Raw genomic sequence first — 18,684 nt, forward strand, 5'->3', positions numbered from 1 at the left:
GAGCCGCCCCACCGGGAGGCTGACGGGGACCGATTCTTACCTCATGCCCGACGCGCCGAGAGGACCGACGCCGCGATGACCGACCCCCGCATCCTGACCGTGCGCCCGGAACCGGACGAGTACGCCTGGACGTTCGGCGGTGCTCCCCCGGTGGCCCGCATCGAACCAGGAACGGTTCTCGACCTCTACACCGAGGACTGTTTCGCAGGCCGGGTGCGGTCGGAGAAGGACCTCGTCTCCGAGGTCTGCGAGTTTCCCTTCCTCAATCCGCAGACCGGCCCCTTCCACATCGAGGGTGCCGAGCCCGGCGACACCGTGGCCGTGCACTTCGTGTCCGTCGAACCGGCCCGGGACTGGGCCGCGTCGACCACGGTCCCCCTGTTCGGCGCGCTCACCTCGACGCACACCACGGCCGCGCTGCAGCCGCCGCTGCCGGAGCGGGTCTGGATCTGGCAGCTCGACCGCACCCGGCGCACCGCCCTCTTCCGCGCGCAGGACAGTGACCTCGAGCTGGAACTGCCCCTCGACCCGATGCACGGCACGGTGGGTGTGGCCCCGGCCAACCTGGAGGTGCGCTCGGCCCTGGTCCCGGACGCGCACGGCGGGAACATGGACACGCCCGAGATGCGGGCCGGCGTCACCTGCTATCTGGGGGTCAATGTCGAGGGCGCCCTGCTCAGTCTCGGCGACGGGCACGCGCGGCAGGGCGAGGGCGAGACCTGCGGGGTCGCCGTGGAGTGCGCGATGAACACCGTGGTGATCGTCGACCTCCTCAAGGACGTCGCCACGCCCTGGCCCCGGCTGGAATCGGACACGCATCTCATCTCGACCGGCTCGGCGCGCCCGCTGGAGGACGCGTTCCGGATATCGCAGCTTGACCTGGTGCAGTGGCTGGTGCGCGACTACGGGTTCAGTGAGCTGGACGCGTATCAGTTCGCAACCCAGGCGGTCGAAGCGCCGTTGGCCAACGTGTGCGACACCAACTACACGTGCGTGGCCAAACTCCGCAAGCAGTGGCTGCCCGCTCGGGAGACCTACCGCGGCATGCACGCGCGGCTGCGGGAGACGGCGCGGACGCTCGGCCGCTGACACCCGCATCAGTCGACCAGGCATGTGACGCCCCCACACCCGCTCCTGAAAGGCAGCCGACCATGGACACGAACCGGCCCGGACCGCAGCTCAGCAGGCGACGGATCCTGAAGGGCGCGGCTCTCGCCGCCGTCCCCTACTCGCTGCTCCCCGACGCCCGCGCCGGTGCGCAGGGAGCCGTCGACTACCCTCCGGCCGAGTGGCAGCCGGCGACCACCGGCAACTACACCTCGTCCGACCGCCCCGAGGACTACACCATCGACCGCGTGATCATCCACGTCACGCAGGAGACGTACATGGACACGCTGGCCGTCTTCCAGAACCCGCAGAAGAAGGTGTCCGCGCACTATGTGGTCCGCTCGGCCGACGGGCACGTCGCCCAGTGCGTGCACGAGGCCGACGTCGCCTGGCACGCGGGCAACTGGGACTACAACACCCGCAGCATCGGCATCGAGCACGAGGCCTGGGTGGACCAGCCCGCCTACCTCACCGACGCCCTCTACGAGCAGTCCGCGCAGCTGACGGCAGCCATCTGTGCCAGGTACGGCATTCCCAGGGACAGGGAGCACATCATCGGCCACTATCAGGTGCCGGGCACCGACCACACCGATCCGGGACCGTACTGGGACTGGGTCCGCTACATCAGACTGGTCAATTTCGCCTAGCGGGCGTCGAACCGGTTGTCCGCGCGAACACGGCGCGTGACGATGGTCCCAGCCATTTCATTTCCCGGGGAGGGCGAGTTGACCGATCCGTGGGTGGCCCTGGAGCCGGGGGCCGACCCTGCCGAGCGAGTCCGGGTGCTGCGCCGGGCGCACGAGACGTTCACCACGGCGGGCACGGTGCCGCGCCCGGTGCGAAACGTGGTGGCCGAGTCGTGGCGGCGCAGCGCGCAAGCCGGTGTGGGGCCGGACGGCGCGGCGAGCGTGGAGCTGACCGACGGTGACCTCGGTGCCCATCGGGCCGAGCACCCGCTGGCCCGGGTGATGCCGCTGTTCCGGGAGCTGATGGGCACGTTCGCCGCCGACGGCGAGCATCTGCTGGCGGTGTGCGACGCGCACGGCAGGCTGCTGTGGGTCGAGGGACATCCGGCGACCCGGCGCCTGGCGGACCGGATGAACTTCGTGCCCGGGGCGCGCTGGTCGGAGACGGCGGTCGGCACCAACGCGCCGGGTACCGCGGTCGCCTTGGACCGGCCGGTGCAGGTGTTCGCGGCGGAGCACTTCATACGGCGGGTGCAGCCGTGGACCTGTGCGGCGGCGCCGGTGCACGATCCGCACACCGGCCGGGTCCTCGGCGCCGTCGACATCACCGGCGGCGACGGACTGGCGCATCCGCACAGTCTGGGCTTCGTGCAAGCGGTGGCGCGGGCCGCCGAGTCCCAGCTCGCGCTGCTCGCTCCGCCCCGGCGTGCGGAGGACACCGCCATGCTGAGGGCGCTGGGCCGCGACGAGGCCGAGCTCCGGCTGGACGGCCACCGGATCAGGCTCAGTCGCCGACACAGCGAGATCCTGGTCCTCCTCGGTCGCCATCCCGAGGGACTGACCGGCGACGAACTGCTGTGCGCGCTGTACGCGGACGAGTCGGTGACCCCGGTGACGCTGCGTGCCGAACTGGCCCGGTTGAGGCGGCTGGTGGGACCGGGGCTGTTCGCCTCACGGCCGTACCGGCTGACGGCGGCGGTCGAGTCCGACGCCGGCGTGGTGGAGCGGCGGCTGGAGGCGGGTGCGCTGACGTCCGCGGTGGAGGCCTACGCCGGCCCGCTGCTGCCGGGTTCGCAGGCCCCGGCGGTGGTGCGGCTCCGGCACCGCCTCGCCGACGGTCTGCGGGCGGCCCTGATCGCCCACGGTGACCCCGATCTGCTCGCCGACTGGGCGCATGCGCCGTGGGGAGAGGACGACCTGGAGGTGTGGCGGGCCCTCGCGGCGGTGCGGCCGTCGGCGCCGGTACGGGCCCGGCTCTCGGCGCTGGAGGCCGAGCTGACCGTACCGACTCACCGGACAGCGGTGCCGAGCGGCGGCGCAACATACTTGCAACGTCCGCGCGCCTAGCCTCAGCGCCGCAAGCTGCCCAACGGCGGGCAGCGCTTCACCGGGAGGCAGACCAGTATGACCCGTTACGCGGCGCCCGGCACCGAGGGCGCGATCGTCTCCTACCAGGCGCGCTACGACCACTTCATCGGCGGAGCGTACGTGCCGCCGATGCGCGGGCAGTACTTCGAGAACCCGTCTCCGGTCAACGGGCAGCCGTTCACCGAGATCGCGCGCGGTACCGCGGAGGACGTCGAGCGGGCGCTGGACGCGGCGCACGACGCCGCGCCCGGGTGGGGGCGTACGTCGGCGGCGGAGCGCGCCGACATACTGCTGAAGATCGCCGACCGCATGGAGGCCTACCTCGAACCCCTCGCGGTGGCCGAGAGCTGGGAGAACGGCAAGCCGGTGCGCGAGACGCTGGCGGCCGACATCCCGCTCGCCATCGACCACTTCCGCTACTTCGCGGGCGCCATCCGCGCGCAGGAGGGCTCGCTGGGCGAGATCGACGACGACACGGTGGCGTACCACTTCCATGAGCCGCTCGGCGTGGTCGCTCAGATCATCCCGTGGAACTTCCCGATCCTGATGGCCGTCTGGAAGCTCGCGCCGGCGCTCGCCGCGGGCAACGCGGTCGTCCTCAAGCCCGCCGAGCAGACCCCGGCGTCCATCCACTACTGGATGAGCCTGATCGCCGACCTGCTGCCGCCGGGCGTGGTCAACATCGTCAACGGCTTCGGCGTGGAGGCGGGCAAGCCGCTGGCGTCCAGCCCGCGGGTGGCGAAGGTGGCGTTCACCGGGGAGACCACGACCGGGCGGCTGATCATGCAGTACGCCGCGGAGAACATCAAGCCGGTCACACTGGAGCTCGGCGGCAAGTCCCCGAACATCTTCTTCGACGACGTGTGGGCCCACGACGACGACTTCCGGGACAAGGCACTCGAAGGCTTCACCATGTTCGCGCTCAACCAGGGCGAGGTGTGCACCTGCCCCTCGCGGGCACTCGTCCAGCGCGGCAACTACGCGGAGTTCCTCGAGGCGGCCGTGGCCCGCACCCGGCAGATCAAGCCTGGGCACCCCTTGGACACCGACACGATGATCGGCGCCCAGGCCTCCAACGACCAGCTGGAGAAGATCCTCTCCTACCTGGACATCGGCCGGCAGGAGGGCGCCAAGGTGCTCACCGGCGGGGAACGCGTGGAGTACGACGGTGAGCTGAAGGGCGGCTACTACGTCCAGCCGACCATCTTCGAGGGCGACAACCGCATGCGGATCTTCCAGGAGGAGATCTTCGGGCCGGTCGTCTCGGTGGCCTCGTTCGACGACTTCGACGACGCCATCAAGATCGCGAACGACACGCTGTACGGCCTCGGTGCGGGCGTGTGGACCCGGGACATCAACACCGCGTACCGCGCGGGCCGCGCGATCCAGGCGGGCCGGGTCTGGACGAACTGCTACCACGCCTACCCCGCGCACGCGGCGTTCGGCGGTTACAAGCAGTCCGGTATCGGCCGCGAGACACACAAGATGATGCTGGAGCACTACCAGCAGACGAAGAATCTCCTCGTCTCATACTCGCCGAAGAAGCTCGGCTTCTTCTAGAGACACGAGGAAAGGCGCCTGACCTGGGCTTTTGCCCGTCAGGCGCCTCCCGCTGGACCATCTCAGAACGGAGCCCGTCTACGTTGTAACTCCCCGTTCCTCCCACCGCCGACCCGTTCTCGACCAGCTCTTCCGGACCAGTCACGGACCAAACCCAGCGGTTGGCCTGCACCCGATCGCCGTCCAAGAACTTGGCGTAGTGCCGGAAGAGGACCTCGATGCTCTGGCCCGCGCGGCGAGCGCATACCGTGCCCGCGCCCACGTCGTTCCATCAACCCGTCTCGGGGAGATGGCACTGCTCGCGACGAAGGTGAATGACTTCCCCCGGCCGCATCGCCGCGTAGTACATACGCCCGGAGAACGGCCCCAGGTGAGGCATGCGCGCGGGGCCCGGCCGGCATGTCGGCCGGGCCCCGCGGTGGAGGCGCGTGCGGGTCAGATCACCATCGGTACCAGCGGCCTCGGCCGCCACCGGCGGTGGTGGAACGCATGGCGAAGCCGAGAAGCCACAGCACCAGGACGGCGACGGCGACCCACCAGAGGATCTTGACGGCGAAGCCAGCGCCGAACAGGAGCAGTGCGAGAAGCAGAACCAGCAGCAGGGGAACCATGTCTATCAACCTCCTACACAGTCGCCTGCCCTGAAATTCTGTCACCATTCACCGACGAAGCTCTGTTTGTGCGGGGAATGCGGGGGCCCATTCGAGAATTCGAAAAGGGGCCTGCCCGGCATGATTCCGGGAAGGCCCCTCAGGGCGCCACCGAGGGCCGGACACGCAGGCGCCACCTCCTGCCTCAACTGCCGAATCGACTTCCTCACCTTCCACCGTGCCGGCGTCCTCCGGTCCGTGGTCGTCGCCCAGGCCGTGATCGGGCCGGTGCCCCCAAGTCCCCGGCGGACGCGGTGGAACGTGTCGACGGCTCTGTTCACCGCGCGTGACTGGGAGGGCGTCTCGGGGAGCAGGCGCTTGGCGCGGTAACCCGGCACGCGCCACCTGGCGCTGTCGCATCGTAGTGCTGGACGAGACGGCCCGAGGCCGGGGGTGAGAGCATCCGCGTTATGGACGATGCAGACGGTCGCACGGCTCGATGGTGGGCGGCACTGCGCCGGACTCCGGTGGCCGTCTGGAACGACGACGTCACGGACTGGGCCGCTGCGCTGACCTATTACGCGGTCCTGGCCCTGTTCCCCTTGCTGCTGGTGATCCTCTCGATCCTGGGGCTGACCATGCCCACGGCCAAGCCGGAGGTCATCGACCGCATGTCGCAGGCCGCTCCGGTCGCGTCCCGCGCTCTGCTGCGCAGCGCCCTGCGCCAGATGGCCGGACAATCGTCGACGGCATGGACGCTGGTCCTCCTCGGAGGGTCGGGGGCCCTGTGGTCTGGATCCAGCTATCTGAGCGTCTTCCGCCGGGCGTTGCACGCCATGCACCGGACGAGCTCGCACCGGCCGGTCTGGCGCACCGCTCCGCGCATCATCGCCACCGCCCTCGTCCTGATCTCCCTGCTGCTCACGTCGACCCTTGCGTTGCTGCTCACCGGCAGCCTGACCCGGCGTCTTGGCCGGGCGCTGAATCTGGGTACCGGGCCGCAGACCGCCTGGGACACACTGCGGTGGCCGGTCGTGGCCGCGGTCGCCGTCGCCCTGGTGCTCGTCCTGTACCGTTCGGGCCCGGCGCCCTCCCGCCCTGTCGGGAAGATGGCGCCTGGCGGAGCATTGGCGGTACTGCTCCTGCTGGCCGTCTCACTCGGCTTCGCGGTCTACACCTCCCATGTCAGCGCCTATCACCGCCTGTACGGTTCACTGGCAGGCGTCGTGGTCTTCCTGATCTGGCTGTGGCTGTCCAACCTGGCCCTCTTGGTGGGCGCCCAGTTCAACGCGGAGCTGGCGAAGCCCATGCACGGGGAATGATCCGGTCTTCCAGGACCTGCGCGGCCGCCCGTGCCCTCCGGCCGGTCCACGCGGTACGGCGCACACGCACCGACGCCCCACGAATCCTCGAACAGGCCGCTCGGTTCGCCTGTGAAGGCGCCCACCCGTCGTCGGCGCATACCGAGTGAGGGGTAGTCGAGCATGACGCGCGTTCCGGAGCAGCAGCCTCGCGAGGCCGCCAGGCCTGGCATCGACAGCAAATACCCCGCGCGGAATAAGGACCTCCGCGCCCTGCCCGGACGGTCCACCGCCCTTTTCGCGTCGCTGGTGGGGCCCGCCCACATGGTGGAGGCTGCCAACGAGACCCGCCATCGTCCACCCGGAGCGGCGAACTTGGGGCCGCTGGGTTTGCTTGCTGTTCTCGGCGTCCGCCACCGCGACGTCGGTCATACGGCCCCCCTGCGCGGTCGATGGTGGACCGTCCCGTGGCCGGCAGCGCTTCCGGACGAACGACGATGCCTCCAGCTCGGCCCGCACTCACGCGACTCCCTGCCGAGACGAACCCTTGTTCGACTCGATTCGAGGGCATCACCCTGCGGACCGCACCACGCGGCTGCGAGGTCGTGCCCATCGGCAGGGCCTCGCGGAGTGAGGCAAAACGCCCAGCATCTCCCCGCTCCGCGAGGACACCGGACTGCCGTCCGGCAGCCGGACCCCGACCGTCAGGCGGTGCTGAGCATGCCTTCGCGCAGGCGGGCCAGGAGGCGGGAGATCAACCGGGAGACGTGCATCTGGGAGACGCCGAGACGTTCGCCGATCTGGGCTTGGGTGAGTTCCTCGACGAATCGCCAGTGAATGATCTTGCGGTCGCGTTCGGCGAGTTCGGCGACCATCGGGGCGAGGGTCTGGAAGTCCTCGACGAGGCCGAGGGCGGCGTCCTCACTGCCGATGAAGTCCGCCAGCGCCGCCTCCCCGTCATCGCTGCTGTTGATCGCCGCGTCCAGGGAGGCCGACTTGTAGCCGTTGGAGGCCAGTTGGGCCTCGACGACCTCGTTCTCCGGAAGGCTCATCAGCTCGGAGAGTTCCTTAGTCGTGGGTGTCCGCCCCAGTCGGCTGCGCAGTTCCTCATGGGCGTGGGCGAGTTGGACGCGGGCTTCCTGGAGCCGGCGCGGGACGTGCACGGCCCAGGAGGTGTCGCGGAAGAACCGCTTGATCTCGCCGACGATGTAAGGGACGGCGAAGGAGGTGAACTCGACCTGGCGGGACAGCTCGAACCGGTCGATGGCCTTGATGAGTCCGATCATGCCGACCTGGACGATGTCCTCCATCTCCTCCGGCCCCCGGCTGCGGAACCGGCCGGCCGCGTAGCGGACGAGGGACATGTTCATCTCGATCAGCGTGTTGCGCGCGTACTGGTACTCGGGCGTGCCCTCCTCCAGCACCGCCAACTGGTCGAAGAACAGCTTCGACATCTCCCGCGCGTCCTTCGGCGCGACCCTGGAAGGCTCCGCGATCTCCGGAACGTTCACCGCTCGCTCAGCAGTCCGCATGGTCGTCGTCGGCATCGTGCGCCCCTCCCGGTCGTTCGGCCTTGTCCTCGCCGGTCAGTCCTCCGGCAACCACGCGCCTACCCTTGCCGTCGACCGGCATTCCTGGCTGGTCTGTCAGCCCCCGCTCGGCTCTCCGTGGGTCCGGACGACTTCCTCCACCTCGACCACCGCGAGACCCCGGTCCGGCGCCCGCGTCGGCCACGGCCATCTCGTCGGGACCGACTCGAACCTGATGGCACAGCGATCTGTGCGCTCATCATGGGCGCGGCGGTGGCGGGGAGATGGAGGAAACAGCCACACGATGCCCGCGCTGGCCACGACCACATCGGCCGCGCCGAGACGTACCTCGACCTGGCGTGCGGCGGCGACCAAGGCGGCCTGATCCGTGACGTCCGCCTCGACACACAGGATGGGTAGGGGCAGCACGGCCGCCGTCTCCCGCAGCCTCTCCTCCTTCCGGCCGAGCAGCGCCACCCCCGCACCGGCCTCGCACAGCGCGGCGGCGAGGGCCGCGCCGGTGCCGCGGGCGGCTCCGGTGACGACGGCCACGCGTCCGCGACAACGGTGACGTGCCGGTGTGCGGGTCCGGGGTTGCGGTCGATGCCGTGGCGGCCGAGTCTTCGTCCACTCGTCCTCATGGCTCTGAGCTTCCTGCCGACGGATCTCTCTCCCCCCGTGGCTCTTGTGCGTCCTCGTCTCCGAAGGAGCGGATGTGGTCCGAGGGATCCGGTCCGGTCCCGCTGGGCCGTTCAGCCCGACCGTCCGCGGACGGCGGGCGTCCGCCCCCATGTGGCCAGGGCCCTCAGGATCGCGCTCCGTCCGCGGTCAGGCACCGTCCACAGCGTCTGCCCCCGCACACCCCACCGCTCCAGCAGGGCGTTGGCCGCGAGGAAGCCGCTCGTCGCCGCCCGTTCCATGAGCGCCACGGGCAGACCGGTGCGGACCAGGTCGCCGGCCACGACCAGTCGGGGGTGCGGGGTGCGGACGGTGGGGCGCTCGACGTAGCCGTCCACCGGGAACAAGGGGCAGTCGTCGTGCCACGCGTGGCGGGCGTCGAGGACCGTTGCCGTGCCGGTCTCCGGGTAGACACGGTGCAGTTGGTCGAGGAGGCTCTTCTGTTCGACGGCCCGGGCGGCTCCGGGCGGTACGGCGTAGGCGTGCAGTTCGACGACGGACCCACCGCTGCGCGCGCTCCAGCGGGCCGCCTCGTCCTCGTAGCGTTCCAGCACGCTGATGTTGTCGAGGGTGCCGAAGCCGCTGGTGCCGAGGAAGCCGGGCCGGTCGGGTGCGACCGGCCGGTCGAGCCACAGTCGGCTGACCAGGAAGGGCGGGGCCGTGCGCAGCCGTCCGATCCGCTCGCGCCAGGGCGCGTCGCCCAGCTGTCGGCAGCGCTCGACCAGTGAACGCAGCCCTGCGCAGTCCAGGGCGAGGACGACCCCGTCGTGGTGGCGCTCGTCCCGCTCGGAGGCGACCACGAGGCCGCCGTCCGCAGCGGGCGCGATGTGTTCAACTGCCGTGCCGGTACACACATCCGCGTGGTGCCGGGCCAGATAGTCGGCGAGCGGGTCCCACAGGGCGGCCGGGAAGGGGGCACGGGGCACGTCGAACAACAGCCCTTCGGCGGAGCCGAGGAAGTAGATGTGGAACATCAGCGCCATCTCGGCCGCGGACAGCTCCCGCGGATCGGCGAAGAAGCTGCGGGAGAACACCTCGAAGGCCAGGTGACGGGCGTTTTCGGGAAAGCGCACGGCGTCCAGGAAGTCGTGGGCGCTGGTGCCGTCCAGGCGGTCGTACACCTCCGGCACGCGCACGTCGAGCAGGGGCAGGGCCGCCAGCGGGTTCATCGCGCGCAGGTCCGCGAGCCGGAAGGAGGGACTGAGTGCCGCGAAGCCGAGAGCGCTGAGCGGTGGGGTGCGCGGGACGTGCCGGAAACTGTCGTGCAGGCCACCGGCGTTCAGCAGTGGGTAGTCCGGAAGGCCGGTGAGCCGCTCCAGGCCGGGGTCGGTCCGGCGCAGCAGTCCGCGCAGGTTGTAGTACTGGCGGAAGAACGCGTGGAAGCCGCGACTCATGGTCACCGTGGTGCCGTCGCGCAGCTCGGTCGGCCATCCTCCTACTCGCCCGCCGAGGTACGGCCGCTTCTCGTACACGGTGACGGCCACCCCGCGCTCGGCGAGCACGGTGGCGGCGGCCAGGCCGGCGATCCCCGCGCCGACCACCGCCACCGACGGCGGGGATCCCTCCACCCGGGGGGCGCCCGGCCGGGCGGGCAGGATCCGGGCCCGCCGGTCGCATCCCCGGCGTGCGGTGCCCTGGCGTGGGGTCCTCATGCGTCCTCCCCGCTGTCGTACGCCCGGCGGGCGACGAAGGTGTGGGCGACGCCCGTCTGCCAGCCCGGCAGCGGCAGGGCGCGCACCTGGTCGAAGCCAGCCGCACCGAGCCGCCGCGCGAAACGCTCGGCGGTGTCGAACTCCACCACGCTGCGCCACAGGTGCCGGTACAGCGGCCCGTCCCCCAGCAGGGTCGCGACGGGCTGCACGAGACCCCGGCACACCAGCGTCCACACCGCGCGGTCGGCGCGCCGCCCGCGGAGGGTGTACTCGTGCACGCCGAGCCGGCCGCCCGGCCGCAGCAGCCCGCGCACCGTGGCGAGGACGGCGTCCGGATCGGTGACGTTGCGGAAGACATAGGCCGCGAACACCGCGTCGAAGGGGCCGCGCACCCCGGCCTCGGACAGCCGCTCGGCGGGGGCGTGCACGAAGGTCACCCCGTCCGCCCACGGTTTGGCCGCGGCCCGCCGAAGCATGCCGGCCGAGGCGTCCACGGCCGTGATGCCGGCGGCGGGCAGGACCGACCGCAGGGCGGCTGTGGAGGCACCGGTACCGCAGCCGAGGTCGAGCAGGCGCAGCCCTTGTCCCTGTCCGGGCAGGCCGAGCCGGCGCACCGAGCGGCGCAGGTGGGCGTGGTAGCCGGGGTTGGCGGCCACGAGTGTGTCGTAGTTGCGGGAGGCGTGGTCGAAGGCGGCGGCGAGGTGCTCGTCGCGCAGCAGCGTCATGCGGTCTCCGTCGGGGGCAGGCGCGGGGCGGATGGGTCCGGCGCGGGGAGCGGCGGGGTGGCGCGCGCCGGCGGATGCGGTGACGCGGGCAGGTCGAAGGGGCGGCGGGGCAGGCGGGGCAGCTCCAGGGCGGAGCGCAGCATCGGCCCGACGGGCGTACGCAGGCCGACGGACAGGTCCTCGTGCGGGCGGGTGCCTTCGTCGAGGAAGCGCAGCAGCCGTGCCATGGGCACGCGGGCGAACAGGCGGCTGAACAGTTCGGGGCCGTCGACCCGGCCGCTGTCCAGGGCGCGCAGCAGGACGGCGTCCATGGCGCGGGAGCGCACCGGGTGGGCGGCGGGCGGCACCGGGCGGCGCCCTCGGCGCAGGGCGTCCGCGACGGCCCTGGTCTGGCGCTGCAGGCCGGCGAAGGTGTAGCCGGTGGCGGGGCGGGTCGCTCCGCCGGCGGCACCGATGCGGAAGACCGAGGCTCCGGTCTGCCGGGGGATCGGCGCGTCGGTCATGGGGATGACGCCGGTCTCGGTGGCCAGGACCTGCCGTTCGCCGAGCCGCAGCACCTCGTCGGCATAGTGCTGTACGGCGGCTTCGTAGCGGTCCGGAGTGAGGGTGCGCAGGGAGAACTCGGTGTACTCCACGAGCGCCTCGCACGGCCCGGTCGGCAGGACGTAGCCGAAGGACAGGCCGTGGGCGGGCTGCGGGGTACGGAAGTCCATCAGCTCCACCGCGGCCGGGTCGAAGGCGGGCCGGGCGGTGCGCACGAACCAGCCGTGGAAGTGCTGCAGCAGGGTGGTACGGGCGGCCGGCAGACTGCCAGGGGGGCGGGAGTCGAACACCCAGCGGGCACTCAGCACCCGCGCCCGGCCGTCGGAGTCCCTCAGGTGGACGTGAGCGCCACCGGGCACGTCCTCCACCGCTTCGACGGTCGCTTCGAGGCGCCGCACGTCGGGGCTGCGGGCCAGGTCCCGGGAGACCAGGCGCTCGAAGTCGTCGGAGCGGATCATGCGGTACCGCAGCGGGGCGATGTCCCCCTCGACCGGGGCGCCGGTGCGCGGGCGCACCCTCAGTCGCTGCCATTCGGCCCGCACCGCCGCGTCGAACCGTCCAGGTCCTGCCGCCCAGTAGCACCAGGTCCGTGGTGGTGGCCGCAGCGGGCCGGGCGGCGCGTCCACCAGCACCACGGACGGTGTCCGCAGGCCGGGAACGCGCTCGGCGAGCCGGTGGGCCAGCGACAGCCCGGCCGCGCCCGCACCCACCACGGCCACGTCCGTCTCCGGCACGGCGTCTCCCTTCCTCGGATGCCCTGGCCTGGTTTTCCGGATTGTGTACCCCTACGGATGCAGGGCACCCCCTGGCGGCGAGCGATCGAGCCCCGGACACGGCACGGTGGAGGGGGCGGTTCCCCGGTGGTCGCCTCGATCGCATGGGGCGTTCGCGCATCCGTCCGCGCCGCCCGCGCCGAAGCGGATGGGTGACGGGAACGACGGACACAGACACGACGGAGGGAACCGGGATGCGTCCCACCCACGCGAAGTATCACCCTGCGACCGCGCCACCGCGGCCGATCCCGGGGGCGCCCGTGGCGTCACTTCCCCGCAGGCCGGTGGCCGACGACGGGCAAGGACATGACAGGACCGAGGCGCGCCCCGCGGCGAGCGGGCCGCTTCCCGACGGGTCCGCCGAGGTGCACGAGGTCGACGCCGACGTGCCCGGCGCCGTCGGCCGGATGCTCGACCACGAGCTGGCGGAGCGCCTGCGCCGCGCCCGGCTGGCGGATCCCCTGTTCGCCGAGGAACTGGCCGAACGGGTGACGCGCTTCACTCTGCAGGGTGGCAGGCGCACGCGCGCGCAGCTGGTGTGGTGGGCCTCGCGGGCCTGCGCCGGCCGGGACCCGGCGTCCGCGGCTGCGGCCCTGCGGATCGGAGGCGCGCTGGAACTGCTCCAGACGTGCGCGCTCGTCCACGACGATGTGATGGACCGGGCCGCGCTACGGCGGGGCCGGCCCGCGCTGCACACGGACCTGAGCGACAGATATGCCGACCGGGTGGGTTCCGAACGGGCCGAGCGGTTCGGGCAGTCGGCGGCGGTTCTCGCCGGGGACCTGGCGCTGGCCTGGGCCGACGATCTGGTGGCGGAGACACCGCTGGCGCCCTGGACGGGGGTGGTGGTGCGGCGGCTGTGGAGCGACATGCGCACGGAGATGGTGGCGGGCCAGTACCTGGACGTGCAGGGCCAGATCACCGCTGCGCGGTCCCTGCCCCGCGCGCTGCGCGCCGCCCGCCTGAAGAGCGCCCTGTACTCGGTGGAGCGGCCCCTCGCCCTGGGGGCTGTAGTGGCGGGCGCGGACGACGTGACGCTGCGCCGGCTGTGCGACGCCGGAAGCTGTGTCGGCATGGCGTTCCAGCTGCGCGACGACCTGGACGACGTCTTCGGCGACCCGCGGGAGACCGGCAAGGCGTGCGGCGGCGACATCCGGGAGGGCAAGCCCACCTATCTGGTCGCGGTCGCCCGTGCGCGGGCCGAGGCCGTCGGGGACGGCGCCGCGCTCGCCGTGCTGGAGCGGTGGCTCGGTGACGCGGCGCTCACCGAGCGCGGTCTGGAGGAGGTGCGGGACGTGCTGATCGGCACGGGGGCGCGCTCCACCGTGGAGAGCGAGATCGACCGGCTCGCCGCGCAGGGGTTGCTGCACTTCGACGGTGCCCTGCTCGACCCAGAGGGCGCCGGGCCGCTGCGCAGTCTGCTGCTGGCGGCCGCCGGAGCACGGCCGGGTGGGGACGCCGCCGTGCGTCTGTGGCCCGTACCCGATCCGTACGCGGCTCGGGCCTGCGGCGGCACGGGGAGTGGCCGGTGACCCGCGCCCTGCCCGGTCCCACGGACCATGTGGTGGTCGTCGGCGCCGGACTCGCCGGGCTGTCGGCGGCGTTGCACCTGCTGGGCGGCGGACGCCAGGTCACCGTCGTCGAGCGCGAGGAGCTGCCGGGCGGCCGCGCCGGACGCCTCGACCTGGCCGGCTACCGGATCGACACCGGGCCGACCGTGCTGACCATGCCCGACCTGGCCGACGAGGCGTTCGCCGCCGTCGGCGACAGCCTGTACGAACGGGTCGAGCTGATCCCCCTGCACCCGGCCTACCGGGCCTGCTTCGCGGACGGCAGCAGCCTCGACGTGCACACCGGCGCGGACGCGATGGCCGCGGAGGTGGAGCGGTTCGCCGGGGCGGCCGAGGCGGCGGGGTACCGGCGGCTGCGCGACTGGCTTCAGCGGCTGTACCAGGCTCAGATCCGCCGGTTCATCGACGCCAACTTCGACTCGCCGCTCGGTCTGCTCAGCACCGATCTCGCCCGGCTGGCCGCCCTCGGCGGCTTCGGCCGTCTGGACTCCCGGATCGGCCGCTTCCTGAGCGACGAGCGGCTGCGCCGGGTCTTCTCCTTCCAGGCCCTGTACGCGGGTGTGCCCCCGGCCCGGGCGCTGGCCGCCTACGCGGTCATCGCGTACATGGACACCGTCGCCGGCGTGTACTTCCCCCGGGGCGGCATGCACGCCCTGCCACGAGCGATGGCGGAGGCGGCCGCCGCGGCCGGCGCCGAGCTGCGGTTCGGGCAGCGGGTGACCCGCCTGGAGCGGTCGGGCGAGCGGATCACGGCCGTCGTCACCGACGCCGACCGCATCCCGTGCGACGCGGTCGTCCTCACCCCGGACCTGCCCGTCACCTACCAGTTGCTCGGCCGCCGACCGCGCAGACCGCTCGGGCTGCGCCACTCCCCCTCCGCGGTCGTGCTGCACGCGGGCACGGACCGCACCTGGCCCCGCCTCGCGCACCACACAATCTCGTTCGGCGCGGCGTGGCACACCACGTTCGACGAACTCACCCGCGCCGGACGGCTGATGAGCGACCCGTCGCTGCTCGTCACCCGTCCCACCGCCACGGATCCCGGCCTCGCGCCGCCGGGCCACCACCTGCACTACATCCTCGCGCCCTGCCCCAACACCGACATCGGCCCGGACGCGGCGGCCTGGTCCGACCTCGGCCCGCGCTACCGGGACACGCTGCTGCGGGAGCTGGAGCGGCGCGGACTGGACGGCGTCGAAGCCGCCATCGAGGAGGAGTGCCTGATCACCCCGGCCGACTGGCACGCCCAGGGACACGCCGCGGGGACCCCCTTCTCGGCCGCCCACACCTTCGCGCAGACGGGGCCGTTCCGGCCGCGCAACCTGGTGCGCGGCACGCAGAACGCGGTGCTGGCCGGCTGCGGCACCACGCCCGGCGTCGGCGTGCCGACCGTGCTGCTGTCGGGGAAGCTGGCCGCGGCCCGCGTCATGGGCGTCCCCGGGCGGCGGAGCACCCGCTCGCGCCGTTCCGCGACCGCCGCTCTTGCGGAGCGGACCGGCGCCCCGGCCCCCGCGGGCTCCCCGGTGCCCTCCGTGCTACGGGCCGTCAGGCGGGAGCCGGCGGCCGTCCCGCGAACGCAGGAGGCACCTCGCAACCGCCTCACCGCCGCGCAGGAGCCCCTGGCCTCCGCGCCGAACTCCCCGGCTGCCGCATGGCGGCCCCCAGCGCCGGAAGGTCCCTCGGACGACGCCACGACCCCCGCGACCGAAGGCAGGACAGGATGACCGATCGAGAGCTGGACGCGGCGAGGATCACCGATCCGGCGCTGCGTGCGGCCTACCGCCACTGCCGCGCCCTCAACGCCCGGCACGGCAGGACCTACTTCCTCGCCACCCGGCTGCTGCCCATCGAGCGCCGACCCGCCGTGCACGCCCTGTACGGCTTCGCCCGCTGGGCCGACGACATCGTCGACTCCCTCGACCCCGGCGCCGGAGCGGATGTGCGGGTGCGTGCGCTGACCCGGCTCCAGGAGGAGCTGGAGGAGGGGCTGCGGCGGGAGGGCAGCGGTGAACCGGTGGTGCACGCGCTCGCCGACACCGCCCGCCGCTACGCCATCGACCACACCCACTTCCGGGACTTCATGACCGCGATGCGCTCCGACCTGGTCGTGACGGCCTACCCCACCTACGCCGACCTGCGCGCGTACATGCACGGTTCGGCGGCGGTGATCGGGCTTCAGATGCTGCCGGTGCTGGGCACGGTCGTGCCGCGGGAGGAGGCCGCGCCGTACGCCGCGGCGCTCGGCGTTGCCTTCCAGCTGAGCAACTTCCTGAGGGACGTCGGCGAGGACCTGGACCGTGGGCGCGTCTACCTGCCCGCCGACCTGCTCGCCGGTCACGGCGTGGACCGGGAGCTGCTGACCTGGAGCCGCGTGACGGGCCGCCCGGACCGCCGGATCACCGCCGCGCTCAGGGAGTTCGAGGCGCTGACCCGCGGCGTGTACCGGGCGGCGGTGCCCGGCATCGAACTGCTCGACCCGGTGGCGCGGCCCTGCATCCGCACGGCGGCCGTCCTGTACGGCGGCATCCTGGACGCCGTCGCCCGCGACGGCTACGCCGTGCTGCACTGGCGGTCGGTGGTGCCGCGACGGCGCAGAGCGGTGGTCGCCGCCGACGGGCTGGTCCGGGTGGCGGCGGCCCGGCTGCGTGCGCGGACCGGTCCCGGACACCGGCCGCCCGCTTGCTCCCGCGTCCTGCCTGCAACCGCGCTCCCGCCGGCCACGGCCGTCCGCTCCGCCGAGGAGGTCGCGTGATCCACCGTCGCCTGCCACTGTCGCTGCGCCGCCATGCCGTGCCCTGGGAGGGGCAGCGGCCCACCTGGCGCGAGGCGCGGCCCGGGGTGATCGCCGGAGCGCTGAAGCGGGCGCAGGCCCGCCCGTCCGGGAACTGGTACGTCGTCGGCGCCTCCCGTGCCCTGCGGGGGGACGGCAAGCTGGCGCGGACCGTGGCGGGGCAGGAGGTCGTGGTGTGGCGAGGGCCCGACGGGCGCCTCGTCGGCGGACCGGGAATATGCCCGCACCTGGGAGCACCACTGCGGGACAGTCCGGTGCGCTGCGGCACGCTGGTGTGCCACTGGCACGGACTGGCCCTGGACGGCGGCCCGTACGCGGGCTGGTCACCGCTGCCGGTGCACGACGACGGGGTGCTGGTGTGGACGCGGCTGGACGCGGTGGGTGGCGAGGAGCCGCTGGACGCACCGGTCGTACCGCGGCGGCCCGATCCCGCGCGCGCCCTGACGGCCGTCTACACCGGCGTGGGCGTCTGTGAGCCCGAGGACGTGGTGGCCAACCGGCTCGATCCGTGGCACGGGGCATGGTTCCACCCGTACTCGTTCGTCGACCTGACGGTGGTGGACGCGCCCGGCGGCCCGGCCGGGGCGGTGGACGACGGCGCGGACGCCCTGACCGTCGACGTGTCCTTCAAGGTGGCGGGCCAGCTGGTCGTGCCCGTCCGCGCCGTCTTCACCGCGCCCGAACCGCGCACGGTCGTCATGCACATCACCGAGGGCGAGGGCGCGGGGTCCGTCGTGGAGACCCATGCAACGCCGCTCGGCACGGACGAGGCCGGCCGGCCCCGTACCGCCGTCGTCGAGGCGGTGGTCGCCGCCTCGCACCGTCCGGGCTTCGCCGCCGCCCGCCGGGCCGCACCGCTGCTGCGTCCCCTGGTGCGAGCCGCTGCCGGGCGGCTGTGGCGGGACGACCTGGCCTATGCCGAGCGGCGCTGGCAGCTGCGGGCCACGGGCCGCTTCCCGGGCTGAGCGGCGAACGGGGGCTCCCGAGGCCGTCCTCGAACCGGGCGATCACCGGTCGAGGGCGGCACGGCGGTATCGCTCCGCGCCGGCTCGCGGTGGTGGCGCCCCAGACACCCTGCTGCCGGGGGCCACCGGTGCGATCGGCTCGGCGCCGGCCGTCCGGCTGCACCGGGGCGGTGCCCGGCTCGCTCCGGCGGGACGCGACCGCGAGGCCCTGCACCGCGTGTCGGTGGCGTGCGGGGCGCGCCCCGTCTCCGGTTCGACGCCTACGACCTGGACCGTTGTGCCCTCGCCCCGCGCTGGGCGGCCGACACGCTCGGCGGCCTCGACGCGGTGGTCGTCTGTGCGGGTGTGGCCGGCTTCGGACGGGCGGTCTTCGGTGCCCGACGCGGTCGCCGAGCACCTGTTCACGGTCGACGCCCTCGCTCCCCTCGCCGTTCTGCGCGCCGCTCTCGGCCGGGTGCCCAGGCCGGGCGTGCTGGCAGCCGTCACAAGTGACGTGGTGGACGCGCCGCCGGCGGGCATGGCCGACTACGCGGCGGCGAAGGCGGCGTCGGCGGCCTGGCTCGTCGCCGTGCGCCGCGAGCAGCGGCGCACCGGAGTGACCGTGCTCGACATCCGGCTGCCCCATGTGGAGTCGCGTTTCGCCGCGCGGGGTCGTGGGGGACCCGCCCCTGGTGCCGCGCGGCCTGACGGTCGGCGAGGCCGTGGACCGGATAGTCACTGCACTCGCCATCGGGTGAGCCGGCGGGGCACGCCCGGCCCGTGAGAGCCGCCCGTACGACGTTGTGCCGCCCGCTCGCCGTCACTCCGAGCGAGGCTTGCGGCATCCACCCGAGCCGGCGCCGGTT

General features: G+C 72.9%; 16 protein-coding genes. 10 read left to right on the top strand and 6 right to left on the bottom strand.

Annotated features, from left to right (window positions below; translation table 11 throughout):
* The first annotated feature begins 75 nt into the window (after positions 1-75).
* The 4 genes from ACWC5O_RS09000 (at position 76) to adh (ending at position 4,721) form a co-directional block, all read left to right on the top strand.
* Complete coding sequence (locus ACWC5O_RS09000) at positions 76-1,089, top strand: acetamidase/formamidase family protein (RefSeq protein ID WP_450585602.1); 1,014 nt, start codon at positions 76-78, stop codon at positions 1,087-1,089.
* Positions 1,090-1,151: 62 nt separating this feature from the next.
* The gene (locus ACWC5O_RS09005; protein WP_450585600.1) at positions 1,152-1,754 is read left to right on the top strand and encodes an N-acetylmuramoyl-L-alanine amidase; all 603 of its coding nucleotides are present in this window, start codon (positions 1,152-1,154) and stop codon (positions 1,752-1,754) included.
* Between the two features lie 78 nt (positions 1,755-1,832).
* Entirely contained in the window at positions 1,833-3,140 is a 1,308-nt protein-coding gene (locus ACWC5O_RS09010; RefSeq protein ID WP_450585598.1) for a GAF domain-containing protein, read from the top strand.
* Positions 3,141-3,197: 57 nt separating this feature from the next.
* Positions 3,198-4,721 carry an aldehyde dehydrogenase gene (gene adh, locus ACWC5O_RS09015; protein WP_450585597.1) on the top strand — a complete coding sequence of 508 codons (1,524 nt, stop codon included), beginning with the start codon at positions 3,198-3,200 and terminating at the stop codon, positions 4,719-4,721.
* A gap of 440 nt (positions 4,722-5,161) precedes the next feature.
* Here the strand turns inward: adh and ACWC5O_RS09020 are convergent, their stop codons facing one another.
* Positions 5,162-5,332, bottom strand: a complete 171-nt coding sequence (locus ACWC5O_RS09020; protein ID WP_450585595.1) for a hydrophobic protein — start codon at positions 5,330-5,332, stop codon at positions 5,162-5,164.
* A gap of 449 nt (positions 5,333-5,781) precedes the next feature.
* Here ACWC5O_RS09020 and ACWC5O_RS09025 point away from each other — a divergent pair, with 449 nt between their 5' ends.
* Positions 5,782-6,633 carry a YihY/virulence factor BrkB family protein gene (locus tag ACWC5O_RS09025; protein WP_450585594.1) on the top strand — a complete coding sequence of 284 codons (852 nt, stop codon included), beginning with the start codon at positions 5,782-5,784 and terminating at the stop codon, positions 6,631-6,633.
* 683 nt (positions 6,634-7,316) lie between these two features.
* Here the strand turns inward: ACWC5O_RS09025 and ACWC5O_RS09030 are convergent.
* The 5 genes from ACWC5O_RS09030 to ACWC5O_RS09050 all read right to left on the bottom strand — a co-directional run bounded on the left by ACWC5O_RS09030 (position 7,317) and on the right by ACWC5O_RS09050 (position 12,473).
* Entirely contained in the window at positions 7,317-8,159 is an 843-nt protein-coding gene (locus ACWC5O_RS09030; RefSeq protein ID WP_450585593.1) for an RNA polymerase sigma factor SigF, read from the bottom strand.
* Positions 8,160-8,258: 99 nt separating this feature from the next.
* Complete coding sequence (locus ACWC5O_RS09035) at positions 8,259-8,693, bottom strand: SDR family NAD(P)-dependent oxidoreductase (protein ID WP_450585591.1); 435 nt, start codon at positions 8,691-8,693, stop codon at positions 8,259-8,261.
* A 200-nt stretch (positions 8,694-8,893) separates the two neighbouring features.
* The gene (locus tag ACWC5O_RS09040) at positions 8,894-10,471 is read right to left on the bottom strand and encodes an FAD-dependent oxidoreductase (protein ID WP_450585589.1); all 1,578 of its coding nucleotides are present in this window, start codon (positions 10,469-10,471) and stop codon (positions 8,894-8,896) included.
* The gene (locus tag ACWC5O_RS09045; protein WP_450585588.1) at positions 10,468-11,196 is read right to left on the bottom strand and encodes a class I SAM-dependent methyltransferase; all 729 of its coding nucleotides are present in this window, start codon (positions 11,194-11,196) and stop codon (positions 10,468-10,470) included. The genes ACWC5O_RS09040 and ACWC5O_RS09045 overlap by 4 nt, the downstream gene beginning before the upstream one ends.
* Complete coding sequence (locus ACWC5O_RS09050; protein WP_450585586.1) at positions 11,193-12,473, bottom strand: lycopene cyclase family protein; 1,281 nt, start codon at positions 12,471-12,473, stop codon at positions 11,193-11,195. Before ACWC5O_RS09050 ends, ACWC5O_RS09045 begins: the two co-directional genes overlap by 4 nt.
* Before the next feature lie 233 nt (positions 12,474-12,706).
* Between ACWC5O_RS09050 and ACWC5O_RS09055 the strand changes: the two genes are divergently transcribed.
* Genes ACWC5O_RS09055 through ACWC5O_RS09075 form a run of 5 tightly spaced genes read left to right on the top strand, consistent with a single transcriptional unit; the run spans position 12,707 to position 18,602 of the window.
* Positions 12,707-14,044, top strand: coding sequence for a polyprenyl synthetase family protein (locus ACWC5O_RS09055; protein ID WP_450585584.1), 1,338 nt, complete (start codon positions 12,707-12,709; stop codon positions 14,042-14,044).
* Complete coding sequence (locus tag ACWC5O_RS09060; RefSeq protein ID WP_450585583.1) at positions 14,041-15,807, top strand: phytoene desaturase; 1,767 nt, start codon at positions 14,041-14,043, stop codon at positions 15,805-15,807. Before ACWC5O_RS09055 ends, ACWC5O_RS09060 begins: the two co-directional genes overlap by 4 nt.
* Complete coding sequence (locus ACWC5O_RS09065; RefSeq protein WP_450585582.1) at positions 15,804-16,835, top strand: phytoene/squalene synthase family protein; 1,032 nt, start codon at positions 15,804-15,806, stop codon at positions 16,833-16,835. The genes ACWC5O_RS09060 and ACWC5O_RS09065 overlap by 4 nt, the downstream gene beginning before the upstream one ends.
* Positions 16,832-17,839 carry a DUF5914 domain-containing protein gene (locus tag ACWC5O_RS09070; protein ID WP_450585580.1) on the top strand — a complete coding sequence of 336 codons (1,008 nt, stop codon included), beginning with the start codon at positions 16,832-16,834 and terminating at the stop codon, positions 17,837-17,839. Before ACWC5O_RS09065 ends, ACWC5O_RS09070 begins: the two co-directional genes overlap by 4 nt.
* Positions 17,790-18,602 (top strand): SDR family NAD(P)-dependent oxidoreductase, encoded by an 813-nt coding sequence (locus ACWC5O_RS09075; protein ID WP_450585578.1) that lies wholly within the window; start codon positions 17,790-17,792, stop codon positions 18,600-18,602. The genes ACWC5O_RS09070 and ACWC5O_RS09075 overlap by 50 nt, the downstream gene beginning before the upstream one ends.
* Positions 18,603-18,684: the final 82 nt, after the last annotated feature.

It is taken from the genome of Streptomyces sp. NPDC001450 (assembly GCF_053597295.1).